Here is an 18,141-nt window from a genome sequence, read left to right as displayed (position 1 = left end):
AGGTCCAGCCAAGGAGATTTGCATGAGGTGCCCTACCGCAACGCTTGCCTTGGCGTTGCTTTGCACGATCGCGGCGCTACCTGCGTTTGCCGCGCCGAAAGCGGACGATGGCACCGTCATCGCCCTCTATCCCGCGGGAAGCCATGCACCCCTGCCCGTTCCCGAGAGCCAGGACACGGTGGAAGGCATGTCCCAAACGCTCATATTCAACGTTAGCGATCCCACTCTGGAGCTGTTTCGCCCTCAACCCGGCACGGCGAATGGCACAGCGGTGATCGTCGCACCGGGCGGCGGCTTCGTGGGGCTGGACTACTATAGCGGGGGCATCGATGTAGCGCGCCGCCTGGCTCAACGAGGTGTCACTGCGCTGGTTCTGAAATATCGCACCGTACGAAGCCCCGACGACGCCATGCACATGCCCCGCCGTGCATATCCATGAGATGCAGACGATCATGACCCGCGCGAAGACGGGAGAGCCCCTGGAGGTGCCCAGCTTCGCTGGCGAGCCCCACGCCGTGGAAGACGCCAAACAGGCGATGGCCATCGTGCGCGCGCCCACGCCTAGGAATGGGGTATCGATGCCCAACGGGTAGGCATCCTGGGCTTCTCTTCCGGGGCTTTTCTGGCGGCAGACCTCGCCATCGGAGACAGACACACTCGGCCGAACTTCGTCGGATTGATCTACGGCGGCCTGCGCACCCCCGTGCCCGCCGACGCGTCCCCCGCGTTCGTCGCGTTCATCGCTGCAGCAGCTGATGACGAATACCTAGCCAATGACAGCCTGCTGCTCTACTCCGCATGGCGCAAGGCAGGCGCCGCCGCAGAACTGCATGTCTACGAGCACGGCGGACACGGTTTCGGCCTTGAACCCAAGGGCACCAACAGCGATCTCTGGTTCGGGCAGCTACTCGCCTGGATGCAGGCACATGGCCTGATGGCACCCGGCGCACACTGAGCAGCCCCGCTGCATTAGCCCCCAGCACAGCGCCGCAGAGCTCATCAACGGCGCTGCACCTGTATCACGCATCCAGCGGGACCTGCGAAACGGCAGTTTCAATCCGCACGCCCGCGTGGGGCGTGACTCGGAGGAACTGCCGATGCAAACGTGGATATAGCGTTTCAATCCGCACGCCCGCGTGGGGCGTGACCGTCACGCCAGGCGCAAAATCCCTGGATGCCGGTGTTTCAATCCGCACGCCCGCGTGGGGCGTGACCTACGTCGACCGGGGCCGCCGACTCGACGATATACCGGTTTCAATCCGCACGCCCGCGTGGGGCGTGACCGGGGTGGCCAGGTCGGTCGCCGACCGCGAGTTCGTTTCAATCCGTACGCCCGCGTGGGGCGTGACCGGCCTGGGTCGCGTATTCCTGGCCGGGCTGCATGTTTCAATCCGCACGCCCGCGTGGGGCGTGACTCGCGTCATGCACGGCAGCCATGCCGCGGCGGTTGTTTCAATCCGCACGCCCGCGTGGGGCGTGACGATACGGGTTCATCGCGCTGACCAGGCCGCTGTAGTTTCAATCCGCACGCCCACGTGGGGCGTGACGCAAGCCCGAGCAGGGCCGTGTCGGCCACATCATGTTTCAATCCGCACGCTCGCGTGGGGCGTGACCCGCCTATCGTACTGAGCAACAGCATCGAGTGCGCGGTTTCAATCCGCACGCCCGCGTGGGGCGTGACGCGGCGCAACGGCGGCGAACTCACCCTGCCGATGTTTCAATCCGCACGCCCGCGTGGGGCGTGACGTGGGCGAATCCGATGCGCTCCAGCCGTCAGGGGGTTTCAATCCGCACGCCCGCGTGGGGCGTGACTTCGTGTAGCTGGTCAGTTCCCAGCTTGCGGTGGTGTTTCAATCCGCACGCCCGCGTGGGGCGTGACAGTTCATGCATGAGACCTGCTTTCGTGACCTGGAGTTTCAATCCGCACGCCCGCGTGGGGCGTGACCACCCGTCACCGCATTACCATCAACGCCGGTGAAGTTTCAATCCGCACGCCCGCGTGGGGCGTGACGTTCGCGTATCGCGATGTCGCCGACATGGCGACCGAGTTTCAATCCGCACGCCCGCGTGGGGCGTGACGAGCTGATGCTCATCTGGCCCGAGTTCGTCGCCTGGTTTCAATCCGCACGCCCGCGTGGGGCGTGACCGAGCAGGGCAGGGCAGATGCGCAAGCGCTGGTCGTTTCAATCCGCACGCCCGCGTGGGGCGTGACAACTGCCGGAGCCGGTGGCGGCACCGGTGAAGCTGTTTCAATCCGCACGCCCGCGTGGGGCGTGACCGGTTTACACCTACGTCCGCAATCGGTCGCACGTGTTTCAATCCGCACGCCCGCGTGGGGCGTGACGTGACAGCTCGGTGAATCTCGGCGGGATAGGTCGGTTTCAATCCGCACGCCCGCGTGGGGCGTGACCTCCAACCCCTCGTCGCTGCGGTCCTGCATCACGTTTCAATCCGCACGCCCGCGTGGGGCGTGACGGCGCCGAAAAGCGCGTTGTATTGCGTCCGCCAGTTTCAATCCGCACGCCCGCGTGGGGCGTGACAATTACCACCGTGGAACACAGCCGAATCAACATTGTTTCAATCCGCACGCCCGCGTGGGGCGTGACGCTCGCCGGTATCGCGCAGCCTGGCGGCGCCGACGTTTCAATCCGCACGCCCGCGTGGGGCGTGACTTAGTTGGATTTCAGATGCCAGCCGTTGCGAGCGTTTCAATCCGCACGCCCGCGTGGGGCGTGACGGCACGGGCCTACGGCATTACCGCCTGGCCTGCGTTTCAATCCGCACGCCCGCGTGGGGCGTGACTGTCCCACAGCGGCGCGGTGCGACTCTCATCGGCGTTTCAATCCGCACGCCCGCGTGGGGCGTGACGCCCGATATGGCACTGCCCAAGAAGCTCAAGAACATGTTTCAATCCGCACGCCCGCGTGGGGCGTGACCGCCTCCGGCGCCTGTCCAGCCTGACCCATGACGTTTCAATCCGCACGCCCGCGTGGGGCGTGACCTGGTACCGGAAATGACCTACAGCCTGCACGGCGTGTTTCAATCCGCACGCCCGCGTGGGGCGTGACCAGGCGAACCGCCAACCGATCCATCAGGCCGCACGTTTCAATCCGCACGCCCGCGTGGGGCGTGACCAATACCCCAACTGCTGCCGCCGCGGGTGATCGTGTTTCAATCCGCACGCCCGCGTGGGGCGTGACGTGATGCGCTCGCCGATAAGGCGGTCTATGTAGGTGTTTCAATCCGCACGCCCGCGTGGGGCGTGACGAGGACTGCAAAGTCGTATTCACGGCCAACACAGAGTTTCAATCCGCACGCCCGCGTGGGGCGTGACGGCGGGCAGCAGCGCCGGCGAGTGGATCGGCGAGTTTCAATCCGCACGCCCGCGTGGGGCGTGACAGCCGAGTTCCCGCTGGCGGGCGTGCCACATGACGTTTCAATCCGCACGCCCGCGTGGGGCGTGACTTGCCTGGGAGCCGCCACCGCGAATGTCACGGACGTTTCAATCCGCACGCCCGCGTGGGGCGTGACCTTCGCACCACTTATGGAACAGGGCGTTCTGCGGTTTCAATCCGCACGCCCGCGTGGGGCGTGACGAGGATGGTCGTGGCGATCCCTGAAAAACCGTTTGAGTTTCAATCCGCACGCCCGCGTGGGGCGTGACTGGTAGCGGTAGGCGCCGACGGGGCCGGCGGTGGTGTTTCAATCCGCACGCCCGCGTGGGGCGTGACGCCCTTGCTGGAGGCGCAGATCCCGTCTATGCGGGTTTCAATCCGCACGCCCGCGTGGGGCGTGACGGGCTTTCGCCCCGCAGGAGATTCAGGCAGTGTAGTTTCAATCCGCACGCCCGCGTGGGGCGTGACCAGCGGCTTTAGACCTTTGGCCATTTCCTCGCTGATGTTTCAATCCGCACGCCCGCGTGGGGCGTGACTCGGCTCGGGTACTCGCCCGATCCTGATCTTCGTGTTTCAATCCGCACGCCCGCGTGGGGCGTGACAAGCGCTACCCCGGCGCCAAGATGCTGGTGGGTGGTTTCAATCCGCACGCCCGCGTGGGGCGTGACGTGGGTGAAATAGTCCTGGCACACGCGACTGAGCGGTTTCAATCCGCACGCCCGCGTGGGGCGTGACTCGCTGGTCTGCAGCGGCTCGGCGCCGGACTGGCGTTTCAATCCGCACGCCCGCGTGGGGCGTGACTGTGTACTTATAACCTATTGATTGGAGAATAAAAATTGACGCTGCCCCGCGAACCGCCAGAGAAGAGACTCCGTTGCAGCTCCTAAAAGCTTCATTTGTGTGAGAGATCTGGAGATATCGTGGGCTGGAGACCCGTGCGAACCTACCTGGGATCTAGCGGCTGCTAGAGGTTCGCAATCAGAGGATCAATGGACCATTAAGATCAAGAACCGGCTTGGCGCCAATGTGCTCAACGCGATTCTGCCAGTTGCGCCCTAAGTAATAGAAACGCAGGCTATCAACCTCGGGATCGATCAAATTACATAGACGATTCTTAAGCACCACCCATTGGGCCGCGTCTACTTCGATTTCAAACACTGAAAACTGGGCTCGCTGTCCGTAATCGAGACATGCCCTGGAAACACGTCGCAAGCGCCGTGCTCCGTCACCTTCCGTACTCACGTCATAGCTCACTAGAACCATCATTTTTCGCAACTCACTTCCATATGAATGGCGGATAGGCGTCCAAATCACCTCGAAGATGACGGGCTAGTAGCTGTGCCTGGATAAACATGAATAGGCCCAATGGTGCGGTTTGATCGAGGAAGCCATGCCGCAACTCCTCACGCTTGCGCTCCTGATAGGCCACCAGCACCCTCTTACGCGCTTCATCTCTCATTAGTACCGCACCATTGTCCATGATTTGGAAATCGGACGAAGACAACTGTCGGCGGTTAATCAGCGACAAGGCTAGGCGATCGGCCAGTACGGGGCGAAACTCTTCCACTAGATCCAGTGCCAGACTCGGACGACCTGGCCTATCACGGTGCAGAAAACCGACTGCGGGATCGAGGCCCACGGTTTCCAAAGCAGAGCGGCAATCGTGTGTCAGTAGAGTGTAGAGAAAAGACAGCAAAGCATTCACTGCGTCTAACGGCGGACGACGACTGCGCCCGGAAAAACGTAGGGCAGTGGCAGGTACACGAATCAGATGGTCGAACACGCCGAAATATGTCTGAGCAGCTTCTCCTTCTAGTCCACGTAGCACGTCCACGTTCTGCTCCCTTAATAGCCGGTCGGCAATACGCGCCAGCCGCTTGTAGGCAATAGCTAACGCCTTACGCGCATCTTCAGCCAGTTTTTCGCCATGATCACGTAGGGCGCGGCCTATCACTGCGCGCTGGTTGTACACCTTGCCGGTCAGCAGATTGGCAACGATGGCAGCACAACCTGCCGGACTTTCACTACGACGGTACTGCTCTCGACGTAAAAGTACATTTCCGGACACCGGCCCTTCAACGCGGGCAAGAAATTTCCCATTGGGTGTCAGATAGCTGATGCAGATGCTGTGTTCAGCGCAATAGCCCAGCAAAGGTGGAGATACCAGTACTCGGCCAATGCAAACCAGGCTTTCCAGCATATGTACCGGTATGCGAGCTCGAAGCTCCCCGTCAATTTCCATAACGATGTTAGCGCCATCCTTACGCAGCCAGGCGCCTTCCGAAGTGACGTAAAGAGTGTTGAGCTGACGGCGCATCGTTCAATCCTTGATCTGCTGTCGTAACCAATCGCGAACACTTTGCCGGCGCTCCAACAGCCGTGGCTGGCACAGGTCGATTAATGAGCAGGCATCACAGCGCTTGGCCTCGTACTGAGCTCCTGGAGTTTGCTGTGCCTGCAGCATACGGCGGGTTGCTGTGATGACATCCAACGTCAGGCTGCGTAAGGCTGTATCGAAGATAATTTTCTTGCGTCGGCGTGCCGCACCGTAGAACAACGCTCCTTCGGTCACTTGCCGATTCAACATGGCCTCCAGACACAGAGCCTGAGCACACAGCTGAACTTCATCAGCACGATGCGCTTTCGGCCGACCACGCTTGTACTCGACAGGAAAGGGCTGCTCGTCGTGGAATTCGACCACATCGGCAATTCCGCTGATGCCAAGCTCGGAACTAGCCAACGGCATTGCGGTGACGGTACGCACTCCATGGCGCTGCTCGGTCTGCGGCCGATCAGCACGCTGGTGCAGCAAACGGCCTTCGGCGGTCTGCCGGTTCTCCATCCATTGCTGCTCGACGTGGATCAGTGCGCATTGCCGCGGGCAATACAGGTAGTGCTGGAGGGCGGACAGAGGGATCAGGTCATCGTCTTCCATGCCCGCCTCCGAGTTAGAGGATTTCCTGCAGACTGACTCCCGCTGGCAGCGCACCCGGATCTACGCTGACCTTATAGTCCGCAAAACTGCGTGCCGGGGTGTCAGCTTCACCCGCTGCGCGCGTCACCTTGACCAACTCGAATAGCTTATGCGCCGGTGCATTGCCCATCGGGTGATCGTGCTTGAACACGATCAACTTGCGCGCCGCCATCTCGCCACGGGAAGCAGAGCGGTCGTGTTCGAACATGTTGCTCAGCGCGCGCCATAGCAGCTCCAGATCCGCCTCGGAAAAACCGGTGCGCTCGGCCAGCTTGGCGGAGATGAATCCGTGAGCACGATATAGACCGTAGGGAATGACGTGCTTGCGCCCCATGGTGCGCTCCTTTTCGAGATCCTTCTCGTTGGTCACGGCCATGCGGGTGATCGACACCTCCAAGGGGATCACGGGATCAATCGAAGACGCAAACGCCAACTGAATCGGCCCACGTACCTGCCCAGCATTGACCTCTGTAGTCATCACCGCACCGAAGGCGCGTACGTCAAAGAAATTGGCACACATCCAGCGTGTCAGCTCGTGGGCCTTTGCTTCGTCCTTAGGTAATTTCTTCGTCTCCGGTTCAATGCCTAGCGCGGCATAGGCCTGCTTATGCTGGTTGTTCAGCACCGACTTTTCCTGCATGTAAATGACATAACCCGGCTCGGGCTGGCCGTCCGCATCGGATTTTTCCAGCGCTACGTAGTTGCGAATCTTTCGCTTGAGACAGACATCCGTGACCAGCCCCTGGTTGGTCTCCGGGTCGAGGCGCGGTAGGTTACCGGCGTCCGGGTCACCATTCGGGTTGCCATTGGTGACGTCGAACAGGTAGACGAATTCGTAACGGTTGGCGATGACGCTCATTCCTGTGCTCCTTGCTCGGCAGATTCGGTGGCATCGGCATCTTCGTCCTTGCTGTGGGCGAAGCGGGCCTGAGACTGGTGGTAATAGCCAATGGCAAAGCGGCCCTGATCTTCCAGCCGCAGGCTGCGCGGGAACTGCGGCGGCAGGCCATTGATGATGTCACTGATTTCCTTCTCCAGCGTGACTGCCAGTCCGCCCTTCTCCTTGCGCAACTTGGCCAGATGATTCTGGGTATTGCGCAACAGCATCGGGAACACCGTAGCCGGCGTGGCCGAGGCTGCACCGTAGTAACGGTCACGGATGGTGGCGTTGACCTGCTTGCCCAACGCACCACGTTGGGCACTCTCCAGTACGGCGAACAGCCGGCCCAGCCTATAGCCGGGGTTGCTGGCTTCCTTGTCGAGACTCATGGGTATCTCCTCGTTGATGCCCTTGACGCCGAGGCGCAGATCACGCGCCAGAACGGCCTTGCACAGTGCGACCCGCACGCCGGAGATATCGCCGTCGGCACGCAGACGCATGATGATCTGGTTGAGCAGGCTGCGTGGATAGCGGCCGCCCGTCAGGATGGCGCGAGTCAGCTCGCCGGCCAGTTGTGGGGGGACGTCGTCCGTCTTGCTCTTGCCATCGCGGCTTGGCGCAGAGGCCAGCAGCAGACGCCACAGCGCCGGTGCGGTTTTCCAGGGCTGCGGCTGCAGCGCCAGATCCTGAAAGTGCTCGGCCAGCCGGCGGGCGAAACTGTGCAGGCTGCCGGTTTCCCAGAAACGGATCGACAGGCGCGAGGCATTGGGGGCCAATCCCAGCACATATAGCCGGGTGTCATCCTCCAGCTCTGGGTTCAGCTCGCGTAGTGCGCGACCGCTGGCCACGGCATCCAGTGCCTGGCGCAAACGCTCGGTTTCGGACGCATCATCCACGGGGGGGGCAAGCATTTCCCACAACAGGGTTTCTGCCGCATCTGCTTGCGCGGTGTTAGCCGCCTCGGCCCAGAACACTACGCTCGCGTCGCCGATCTGCAGGCGTTGGTGGTTGCTATCGTCGCGACGTAGCAGGTGGTTAAGTACGGTGGCGTAGGCAAAAGCGGCCTGCTCGGACACCGGAGCGTTGTCACCCTGACTCTTGCCGTAGGAGCTGAAGGACTCCAGGTTGAAGGAAACGATGGATGCACCCGAGCTTTGCGCGCCGTTGACGCCTTTGATCGCCGGGTGCAGCCGTGCCAGCGGCTGACGCTGCCCGGTGACCAGACACATGCCCTCCTTGCTGTCGGCTCCCGCCTGCAAACGACTCCAGATTGCCTGGGCTGCTGGCATGTCGTGCAGGTACTGCAGTTGGCCATCCAGACGGAATACCAGATTGCTGTCGAGCATGTCCGAGTTGAACAGCGGTGGCTGGAACTGCTCGGGCGTCCACCGATCGAGAAACTTCAGCAGGGCCTGCAGCCCGGGATCACTGCTGTCTGCCAACAGTGTTTGCTGCCGCGCTTTGAACGCCTGATGCTCCTGCGCCAAGCGCTCACTTTCCTTGCCGCTCACGCCCAGCACATAGCTGGTCTTGTCCCACAGGAAGTTGGACTTCACCCCGGAAGTGCGCTTCTCCGGCTGCGGCGTGCTGAGCAGTCGTGGCTGCATCTTCTTGCCCGCCTGCACCCGGATATCCTGCACATCGACCATCTCGCCTTCCGGCGACAGCACCAGCACATAGCTGATCTTTTCCTGGCTGTAACCCGGCAACGCGATGCCGACATCCTGCGTCAGCAGCCTCTGGTAATAGTCATTGAGTGCCGAGAGGATCATGCCCGGACCTCCTCACTGTGCAGCGCCGGCACCTCGATCACACCGTCGCGCATCGCGGCACGAAAGAAGCGCGGCGTCATCTCGTGGGCGAAGTCGATGTCGTGCAGCATCCAGCCCAGCTCACGCTCGCCCAGCAGAGCGATATCCACCTCTGGCAATGGGGCATCCGACTCGATCAGCTCGAAACTGGCGGGAAACTCGCGTACGCCCAGACAGGGAGCGTGGAAATACTGCCCTTTGCGCGCACGACGATTGAAAATATCCAGGTGCTTGCCTTCCGAGTCACTGGCATCGGCGCGGGAGGTGAGCTCGAAGCGCGCTTCAATCACATAGGCCACGTCACGCAGTACGGTCGCCGCACGCTGTTGCCGATCTTCCTCGACCAACGTCACCAGACTGTCGGTGCGTCCGGCCTTCATCGCCTTGCCGATGCTGGCCGCTGAAAGCTTTCCGCCCACCTCGTTGCGGCGGATCGACTCGAAGCGGATCGGTTTCAACACATGAATGCGATCCACTACCCAGCGGATCGTCGGCTTCCAGTGGATCGCTTCCAGAATGCCACGCGCCGCCGAGGGCGTGATGACGTCGTAGGAGACGCGCTCCACCTTCATTTCAGGTCGGGTAAAACAGGCTCGCTCTCCCCAGACCAACAAGCGAATTCCATAGGCCATGAGCCCTCCTTTTTCTGGTTAGCGCCCTGCTCTCACCAACACAGACTTTCACTGCGGATGAAGGCTGGATTTTCCCAATGCAGCCCAAATTGCGAGTGATACAAATCAGGGTTGACCAACTGCATGAACTGCTCGCCGTAACGATCTGGGGCTACTGGCTGGATCGCTCCGGTCTGCAGCAGGCCGTCATAGCCTTGCTTGGGCAACTGCACGATGTAGGGCTGCAACTGGCGCGCCGGCTCTCCACAGCCCTCAGAAAACTCCAGCGCCTTCAGCGCAGCCTGCGCAATCTCATCGAACGCAATGATCACGGGGTATTGAATGCTGTCGATCATGCGGAATTCACGGGCTAGCATCTCGAATGGGACGCCCTCCAGCCGCTTGCTTTCGATCTGCACCAGCAGGTCAGCCTTGTCTAGTTCGCGCTCACCCTTGTGCCAATACAGATGCTGGAAGTAGCGCGTGATGGCCTCCGGCGCCAGTGGATCACCCTCGGTGTTACGCAATACCTCGCGGGCTGCCTGGGCAAACTGTTGCAGCTCTTGCGGAGCCCTCCAGTCAGGGTTTTCCGTCCTAAATACCAGCACTTCGCTGCTTCCCCGCTTCCGTCGTCCTTCGCGGTTGCAGCGCCCGGCAGCCTGGGCGATCGAATCCAATCCGGCTTCGGCACGTAGCACTGTTGGGAAGTCGACATCCACCCCAGCCTCGATCAGCGAGGTGGCGACCAGCCGACATGGCAGGCCATCGTGCAGGCGCTGACGCACCTCAGCCAGCATCTGACTGCGATGACGGGCACACATCAGGGTGGTCAGGTGGCGTGCCCCCTCGCATTCTGCGATGGATTCATACAGCGCCCGCGCATGTCGGCGGTTGTTAACGATGCACAGCACCTGCTCACGCTCGGTCATCTGCTGCTGCAGCGCGGCATCACTGAGCATGCCCAGGTGCCGCACCATCACCCGCGCCAGTTGCCCGAACAGCTGCGACGGATTCGGTGCCAACTCGCGCACATTCTGCAACCCGCCCTTGAATTGCGGGGCCTGTAACGCCGGCTGGGTTGCGGTGCATAGCACTGGACTGCAACGGTAGTTAAGAGCCAGCTCGTCGATTACGGTCACACAGGGACGCAGCAGCTTCAGCGGTAAGGTCTGCGCTTCGTCGAGAATGATCACGCTGCCGGCAATATTGTGCAGCTTGCGGCAACGTGACGGCCGGTCCGCAAACAGGCTCTCGAAGAACTGCACAGCAGTGGTGACGATGATTGGCGCATCCCAGTTCTCCATTGCCAGTCGCAGCTTGTCGCGGGCTTGCCGGCTCTGGTTGCGGTCATCGTTGAAAGCGCTATGGTGCTCCAATACAGCCTCTTCGCCAAACTCGCCCAGCGCTTTACGAAACACAGCAGCGTTCTGCTCAACAATGCTGGTAAAGGGGATGACGTAGATGATGCGGCGTAGGCCATGGCGAATCGCGTGATCCAGTGCGAAGGCCAATGAAGCTAATGTTTTGCCACCGCCGGTGGGCACCGTTAGCGAGAACAACCCCGGTAAAAACTCAGCCTGCTGACGTACATGCGCAAGGATCTCAGCACGAACGATATTGACCGGAGAATTGGCATTGAAACCTTCCAGATAGGCATCCAATGCCACACGCAGCTCGCTTAAGCTCCACTTCCTTTCGTGGCGCAGAGATTTGCGGTGCTCAACACGTTGGTAGAACGCCTCGGTATCGAGAAAGTCGGCATCGACCAGGCAGGAGAACAGCATGCGAGCCAGAAACGCCAGTTGGAATACCTGGCGCTCCCTGACCAGAGTGATCGGTGGGCGTTGCAGGTCCGCTATAGTCGGTAGCTGGATTTCCCGCTGCCACTGATCCAGCAACCGAGGTAGCCCTTCTCCCTTGAGTCGGTCCTGCAGGGAGCTGCGCGCGCCGATACCCCGACCATTCGCCAAACCAGCATGGTGGCCGGCAATGCCATAGGCCAGCAAGTACCCTGCCTGGCCGTAGCGTTCGATCGCCAACATCGCACCGCGAGTGGAGTGATCGACACGGATCAGATCGCCATTTATAAGGCGCTGAAATTCATCCGTGTACTTACCAATGTCATGCAGCAACCCGGCTATCTGGGCCAGCTGTTGCCCGCCAAAAGGCTCGGCTCGCTTCGCGGCCAGTTGCCCCACGGATTGCAGATGCTCAACTAGAGGCTGCCAATCATTGCAGTCAGAATCCGTCGTTGAGTGAGCAAAAAATCGCGATCCCTGCACACAGCGCTCCTTTTCCGTAAGTAACGCGAGAGTTTCATCTGAAACACACCAGCAATTACGGCCTCCCGGCACGCATCCAGCAGATAGTGACCATCCATCCACCGGCGACTACAAAAATATCATGATGGCCGATGGCCTTGTCACTACATAAGGCCGAAGTGCTTTTGCTTCGTTAGCAAAAAAAAACATTTCCGCCCTGTCACTTTTCCGAAACGCTTCGGCCTAGGGATATCGATACTCACTCTTATCCAGGAGTCATTCGCATGTCCATGCCGTCGTTCCGTCCCGGATTGCTCGCCGCAGCACTGTGCTGCCTGAGCCTGCCACTGCCTTCCCTCGCGCTCGCACAGCAGAGCGAAGCGCTGCAGAGCGTGCGTGATTACCAGCTTCCCGCGGCGCCCCTGGCCACCACGCTCAACCGCATCGCGGGTGAAGCCGGTGTGACGCTGAGCTTCGATGCGGCGCTCACCGCCGGCAAGCAGGCGCCGGCAATCCAGGGTCGTTATGACGCCCAGGGCGCCCTGCAACAGGCGCTGCAAGGCAGCGGTCTGGTGCTGCGCCCCAGCACCGGGGGCGGCTTCGCGCTGATCAGCGCGGCCGAGGCCAACGCCGTGGTGCTGGATGACGTCAGCGTGGTGGCCAGCGCCGACGCGTCAGCCGGCGGACTGACCTCCGAATATGCTGGCGAACAGGTCGCTCGCGGCGGTCGCGTAGGCATCCTCGGCAACCAGGACTACATGGACACGCCGTTCACCTCCACGGCCTACACCAACAAGCTGATCATGGATCAGCAGGCCCGCAGCGTCTCGGACATCGTGCAGAACGACCCTTCCGTGCGCGTCGCCCGCGGCTTCGGCAACATGCAGGAGCTGTACATGGTGCGCGGCTTCCACCTGTATTCCGACGACATCTCCTACAACGGCCTGTACGGCCTGCTACCGCGTCAGTACGTTGCCAGTGAATTCATTGAGCGCGCCGAGGTATTCCGTGGCGCCAGCGCCTTCCTCAATGGTGCGGCGCCCGGCAGTACGGGTGTCGGCGGCATGATCAACCTGCTACCCAAGCGCGCCGGCAACGAGCCGTTGACCCGCCTCACGGTCGGCGCGGAGAGCGGTGGCCAAGGCATGGCGGCCGTCGATCTAGGGCGTCGCTTCGGTGAGGACAACCGCTTCGGCGTGCGCCTGAACGCGGCCAAGCACCAGGGCGAAACCGGCGTCGACGACGAGGACCGCACCCTCGACATGTTCGCCCTCGGCCTCGACTACCAGGGCGACCGTCTGCGCCTGTCCATGGACATTGGCCATCAGTACCACTTCATCGATAACCCGCGCCCCAGCGTTACGCCCGGTGCTTCGCTTACCCGCGTGCCGAGCGCGCCGGACGGCGAGGATAACTTCGCGCAGCCCTGGACCTATTCGAAGGAAAAGCAGACCTTCGGAACCGCACGAGCCGAGTATGACTTCAGCGACAGCGTCACCGGCTGGGTCGCCGCAGGCGCCCGCCATGGCGAGGAAAAGAACCGCCTCGCCAACCCCACCTACACCGGCGGCGGTGTCACCAGCGCATCTCGCTTCGACAACGCCCGCCAGGAGGACATCGCCACTGGTGAGCTCGGCGTGCGCTGGAAGCTGCAGACCGGTCCGGTCTCGCACCAGTGGGTGATGTCCGGCGCCATGTACCACGCCAAGGACCACAACGCCTGGGCGATGTCCTCAGGTGGCGTACCCGGTGACCTCTACGATCCCAGCGATGCGCCAATTCCTGGTATCGGCTTCTCATCAGGAGACATGTCCGACCCGACCATCACCGCGCGCACCCATACCCAGAGCCTGGCCATCGCCGACACCCTCGGTTTCATGGATGATCGCCTGCTGCTCACTCTCGGTGCTCGCCGCCAGGGAATTCGTAGCGACTCCTACGACTACGACACCGGTAGCAACACGGGTTCCTACAACAAGTATGAAACCACTCCGGTGGCCGGCATCGTCTACAAATTGAACGACGAGCTGTCCCTGTACGCCAACTACATTGAAGGGCTCACCGCTGGCGACTCTGCTCCTGCGACGACGACGCCGCCGGGCGGAGGTGCTGATCTGCCGGTGCTCAACGCCAATACGTCGCTAGAACCCTACGTTTCCAAGCAAACCGAGGTAGGCATCAAATACGACGGTGGCTATATCGGCGGCAGTCTGGCGCTGTTCAGCACCGAACGCGCCTTCGGCATCGTCGAAGATCAGGTATTTCGTGACGGCGGCGAGCAGCGTAACCGCGGCTTGGAGCTATCAGTGTTCGGCGAGCCGGTGCTTGGCGTGCGCGTACTCGGCGGCGTGACCCTTCTCGACAGTGAGCTGACCAAGACCGAGTACGGCGCGGACGAAGGCAACCACCCCATCGGCGTACCCCGTACCCAGGCCAATATCGGCGGCGAGTGGGACGTTCCGAACCTGAGCAACCTGACCCTGACCGGCCAGGTCGTCTACACCAGCAGCCAGTACACCAATACCGCCAATACCCTCGAGATTCCTTCCTGGACTCGCCTGGACCTCGGTGCCCGCTACACGCTGAAAGTGGATGAGCGCGATGTCACCCTGCGTGCGCGCCTGAACAACGTCACCGGCCGCGACTACTGGGCCTCGACCGGCGGCTATCCGGGCTCCAACTACCTCGTCCTCGGCGAGCCGCGCACCCTCTCCCTGAGCGCCACCGTCGACTTCTGACGGATAGCGCTGCAAGCGGAAGCGCAATGAAAAACGCCGGAGCAAGCTCCGGCGTTTTTCGTTCTACCCCATCCTCAGTGGTCGAGGGCGGCTCCGGCGCCACGCGGCACGCGGATGTCTTCGACCAGATGCTGGATATGCTCCGGCGGCGGCGCGGTCATGCGCGAAACCACCACGGCTACCACGAAGTTGAAGATCATCCCCAGGGTACCGATGCCTTCGGGCGAGATGCCGAACCACCAGTCGGCGGAGGTCGCCGTGGGATTGATGAACTTGAAGTAGACGATGTAGCTGAAGGTGAAGGCCAGGCCCACGACCATGCCGGCGATCGCCCCTTCCTTGTTCATGCGCTTGGAGAAGATCCCCATGACGATGGCCGGGAAGAAGGATGCGGCAGCCAGGCCGAAGGCGAACGCCACCACCTGCGCCACGAAGCCCGGCGGGTAGATGCCGAACAGCCCCGCGACCACCACCGCCAGACCAGCGGCGATACGTGCGGCAAGCAGCTCTTTCTTCTCGCTGATGTTGGGCATCAGGTTGCTCTTGAGCAGGTCATGGGAGATCGACGTGGAAATCACCAGAAGCAGACCGGCGGCAGTCGACAGCGCGGCAGCCAGACCACCGGCGGCGATCAGCGCGATCACCCAGCCCGGCAGACCGGCGATTTCCGGGTTGGCCAGAACCATGATGTCGTTGTCCACGTACAGCTCGTTGGTCGCCGCGGTGGGCTGGTTGGACAGCTCGCGCTGACCGACCTCGCCGCGCTCGGCGGTATAGCTGGGTTTGCCGGCGAAGGCCGCACCCGGGCCGTACTGGATGACGCCATCACCGTTCTTGTCCAGCCAGCCGATCAGCCCGGCGTTCTCCCAGGTCTTGAACCAGGCCGGCAGCTCCTGGTACGCGGTACCCGGTACGCTGGTCAGCAGGTTGGTACGGGCGAAGGCCGCCACGGCAGGCGCGGTGGTGTAGAGGATGGCGATGAACAGCAGGGCGAAACCGGCCGACTTGCGCGCGTCCTTCACGGTGGGCGTGGTGAAGAAGCGCACGATCACGTGGGGCAGACCGGCGGTGCCGACCATCAGCGCCATGGTGATGAAGAACACGTCGGTGGTCGACTTGGTGCCATCGGTGTAGGCCGTGAAGCCCAGCTCGGCGCCCAGGCCGTTGAGGCGCTCGACGACGCTCTGTCCGGTGCCGATCACTTCGCTACCGAAGCCCAGCTGCGGGATCGGTACGCCGGTGATCATCATCGAGATGAAGATCGCGGGGACCATGTAGGCGAAGATCATCACGCAGTACTGCGCCACCTGGGTGTAGGTGATGCCCTTCATGCCGCCTAGCACGGAGTAGAAGAACACGATGGCCATGCCGATGATCACGCCGGTCTCGATGTTCACTTCCAGGTAGCGGGAGAACACGATGCCGACGCCGCGCATCTGCCCTGCCACGTAGGTGAAAGAAATGAAGATCACGCAGACCACGGCCACCAGGCGCGCGGCCTGGGAGTAGTAGCGGGCGCCGACGAACTCGGGCACGGTGAACTTGCCGAACTTGCGCAGGTAGGGTGCCAGGCACATCGCCAGCAGCACGTAGCCGCCGGTCCAGCCCATCAGGTAGACCGAGCCGTCGTAGCCGGCGAAGGCGATGATCCCGGCCATGGAGATGAAGGACGCCGCGGACATCCAGTCAGCGCCGGTGGCCATCCCATTGAGTACCGGATGCACGCCCTTGCTGGCGACGTAGTACTCGCTGGTGGAGCCGGCACGGGTCCAGATGGCGATACCGATGTAGAGCGCGAAGCTCGCACCGACGAAGAGGTAAATCAGGAGTTGGGTGCTCATGCTTGCGGCCTCACTCTTCGTGTACGTCGTACTTGCGATCGAGGTGGTTCATCTTCCACACGTAGAAGAAGATCTCGATCACGAACACGTAGATTGAGCCTTGCTGGGCGAACCAGAAGCCGAGGGGAAAGCCGAACGCGTGGATGTTGTTCAGCGCATCGGCGAAGAGCACGCCGCAGCCGAATGACACCACGAACCAGATCACCAGCAGCCAGAGCATCAGCCGCAGGTTTTCTTTCCAGTAGGCCGCGGCGGCCTCTTGCTTGGAAAGGGACATAGGTCCTCCAAAAGATGTTGTTGTTGTTATGGCCCCTTGAAACTAGCAGGACTGCGGCGGCATGCCGCTAAGACTTTGGTCGATATACCGCCGAGAAAGAGCGCAGCAGGCCTCAGACGCCACCGGTCCAGAGGTCGTCCAGGTTGCGAAAGCCCCATTCGGCGGGGTCCTCGCGACCGACGATTCGATCGCTCTGCTGCCGCGCCAGATCGATCAGTTCCTTGCTCAGCGGCATCTTCGAGCGTGCAGAGAAGAACACCCGCACCTTCGGTGTGAGCAGGGACTGGGGATGCTGCTCGACCACTACGCCCAGGCGCCCGCTCTCCAATCGCACCAGTGCCCCCACCGGATAGATGCCCACGCATTTGACGAAGGCCTGGAACACATGGGGGTCGAACTGGCCCTGCCAACTGGCCATGCGGCGGATCGATTCGGCGGGGTCCCACCCCTTCTTGTAGGGACGATTGGAAGTGATCGCGTCGTAGACGTCGCAAACCGCGCCCATGCGCGCGGGCAGACTGATCTGCTCGCCAGCCAGATGGTGCGGGTAACCGCTGCCGTCGAGCTTCTCGTGGTGGTGCAGGCACACGTCCATCACCAGCGCACTGGCCTGCTTGCTCGCCAGCAGTATCCGGCTGCCGGCCTCGGGATGACCGCGCATGCTCGCCATTTCGTCATCGTCGAGGGCGCCCGGTTTGTTCAATACCGCGGGGGCGATCGCCATCTTGCCCACGTCGTGCAGCAAACCGGCATGGCCCAACTCGCGCACCAGGCTCTCGGGCAACTCAAGTTGGCGTGCCAGGGCAATCATCAGGGCGCAGACGGCCACCGAGTGCATGTAGGTGTATTCGTCGGCGCTCTTCAAGCGCGCCAGGCTGATCATCACGTTGGGATGACGCAGCACCGACTGAGAGATTTCCTCGACCAACCCACCGACCTGTCCCATCTCGACGGCGCGGCCCATGCGGGCATCACGGAACATGTCGGCCACTGCGCTTTTCGCGGTCTCACAGAGTTTGCGGGCGCGCAGTATCTCCTCCTCCATGGGCACCCACTCGGCCGAGGCGACGGGGCTGGTCCCACAGGCTTGCGGCACGGGCGCGGATGGCTCAGGCAGCGTGGGCTGCACCGACAACTCGGCGTCAGCCGGCGCCGCGACCGGCTTCACCCGGCAGCGGGACAGATCGATGAGCACTTCCTCGAGACCGCTTTCGCGGATACGTTGCAGGTCCTTGGGACTGTCGAGCAGAAACTGGCTGCGCCAGAACGGGTGGTCGATCCAGGAGCCGATGAACTCCTGGATATACATGCCGAGCCGGAGCTCGGTAACCGGGATACGCTTCAACAATCGGC

At 62.0% G+C, this 18,141-nt stretch carries 14 protein-coding genes and 1 CRISPR repeat array; of the genes, 4 read left to right on the top strand and 10 right to left on the bottom strand.

Annotation, left to right across the window (positions count from 1 at the left end):
- Window positions 1-22 precede the first annotated feature (22 nt).
- The 3 genes from ACYRGX_RS13375 to ACYRGX_RS13365 are packed head-to-tail and all read left to right on the top strand — an operon-like array spanning window position 23 to window position 955.
- Complete coding sequence (locus ACYRGX_RS13375; protein WP_473052961.1) at window positions 23-439, top strand: hypothetical protein; 417 nt, start codon at window positions 23-25, stop codon at window positions 437-439.
- A 13-nt stretch (window positions 440-452) separates the two neighbouring features.
- Window positions 453-593 (top strand): hypothetical protein, encoded by a 141-nt coding sequence (locus ACYRGX_RS13370; protein ID WP_473052960.1) that lies wholly within the window; start codon window positions 453-455, stop codon window positions 591-593.
- Window positions 575-955, top strand: a complete 381-nt coding sequence (locus ACYRGX_RS13365; RefSeq protein WP_473056688.1) for an alpha/beta hydrolase — start codon at window positions 575-577, stop codon at window positions 953-955. The genes ACYRGX_RS13370 and ACYRGX_RS13365 overlap by 19 nt, the downstream gene beginning before the upstream one ends.
- A gap of 95 nt (window positions 956-1,050) precedes the next feature.
- A CRISPR array of direct repeats spans window positions 1,051-4,196; the repeat unit is 32 nt; unit sequence GTTTCAATCCGCACGCCCGCGTGGGGCGTGAC.
- Window positions 4,197-4,373: 177 nt separating this feature from the next.
- On the opposite strand, the gene cas2 is transcribed toward ACYRGX_RS13365, so the two are convergent.
- From cas2 to ACYRGX_RS13330, 7 genes are read right to left on the bottom strand one after another with little or no spacing between them, the layout of a single operon-like run.
- On the bottom strand, window positions 4,374-4,661 hold the full coding sequence (cas2, locus tag ACYRGX_RS13360; RefSeq protein WP_473052959.1) for a CRISPR-associated endonuclease Cas2: 288 nt from the start codon (window positions 4,659-4,661) through the stop codon (window positions 4,374-4,376).
- Window positions 4,662-4,671: 10 nt separating this feature from the next.
- Window positions 4,672-5,712, bottom strand: a complete 1,041-nt coding sequence (cas1c, locus tag ACYRGX_RS13355) for a type I-C CRISPR-associated endonuclease Cas1c (protein WP_473052958.1) — start codon at window positions 5,710-5,712, stop codon at window positions 4,672-4,674.
- A gap of 3 nt (window positions 5,713-5,715) precedes the next feature.
- Complete coding sequence (cas4, locus tag ACYRGX_RS13350; protein ID WP_473052957.1) at window positions 5,716-6,330, bottom strand: CRISPR-associated protein Cas4; 615 nt, start codon at window positions 6,328-6,330, stop codon at window positions 5,716-5,718.
- A 13-nt stretch (window positions 6,331-6,343) separates the two neighbouring features.
- Window positions 6,344-7,228, bottom strand: a complete 885-nt coding sequence (gene cas7c, locus ACYRGX_RS13345; RefSeq protein ID WP_473052956.1) for a type I-C CRISPR-associated protein Cas7/Csd2 — start codon at window positions 7,226-7,228, stop codon at window positions 6,344-6,346.
- Window positions 7,225-9,021, bottom strand: a complete 1,797-nt coding sequence (cas8c, locus tag ACYRGX_RS13340) for a type I-C CRISPR-associated protein Cas8c/Csd1 (protein WP_473052955.1) — start codon at window positions 9,019-9,021, stop codon at window positions 7,225-7,227. Before cas8c ends, cas7c begins: the two co-directional genes overlap by 4 nt.
- Window positions 9,018-9,692, bottom strand: a complete 675-nt coding sequence (gene cas5c, locus ACYRGX_RS13335) for a type I-C CRISPR-associated protein Cas5c (RefSeq protein WP_473052954.1) — start codon at window positions 9,690-9,692, stop codon at window positions 9,018-9,020. The genes cas8c and cas5c overlap by 4 nt, the downstream gene beginning before the upstream one ends.
- A gap of 32 nt (window positions 9,693-9,724) precedes the next feature.
- Complete coding sequence (locus tag ACYRGX_RS13330) at window positions 9,725-11,953, bottom strand: CRISPR-associated endonuclease Cas3'' (RefSeq protein WP_473052953.1); 2,229 nt, start codon at window positions 11,951-11,953, stop codon at window positions 9,725-9,727.
- Window positions 11,954-12,216: 263 nt separating this feature from the next.
- Between ACYRGX_RS13330 and ACYRGX_RS13325 the strand changes: the two genes are divergently transcribed.
- The gene (locus ACYRGX_RS13325) at window positions 12,217-14,670 is read left to right on the top strand and encodes a TonB-dependent siderophore receptor (RefSeq protein ID WP_473052952.1); all 2,454 of its coding nucleotides are present in this window, start codon (window positions 12,217-12,219) and stop codon (window positions 14,668-14,670) included.
- A gap of 74 nt (window positions 14,671-14,744) precedes the next feature.
- On the opposite strand, the gene ACYRGX_RS13320 is transcribed toward ACYRGX_RS13325, so the two are convergent.
- The 3 genes from ACYRGX_RS13320 to ACYRGX_RS13310 all read right to left on the bottom strand — a co-directional run bounded on the left by ACYRGX_RS13320 (window position 14,745) and on the right by ACYRGX_RS13310 (window position 18,136).
- Window positions 14,745-16,511: a sodium:solute symporter family protein gene (locus ACYRGX_RS13320; protein ID WP_473052951.1), complete on the bottom strand. Its 1,767-nt coding sequence runs from the start codon at window positions 16,509-16,511 to the stop codon at window positions 14,745-14,747.
- Window positions 16,512-16,521: 10 nt separating this feature from the next.
- Entirely contained in the window at window positions 16,522-16,788 is a 267-nt protein-coding gene (locus ACYRGX_RS13315) for a DUF4212 domain-containing protein (RefSeq protein WP_473052950.1), read from the bottom strand.
- Window positions 16,789-16,900: 112 nt separating this feature from the next.
- The gene (locus tag ACYRGX_RS13310; protein ID WP_473052949.1) at window positions 16,901-18,136 is read right to left on the bottom strand and encodes an HD-GYP domain-containing protein; all 1,236 of its coding nucleotides are present in this window, start codon (window positions 18,134-18,136) and stop codon (window positions 16,901-16,903) included.
- Window positions 18,137-18,141: the final 5 nt, after the last annotated feature.

The sequence above is a fragment of the Pseudomonas sp. R4-15 genome (assembly GCF_055768815.1).
This window is presented reverse-complemented; position numbering and strand designations above follow the sequence as displayed.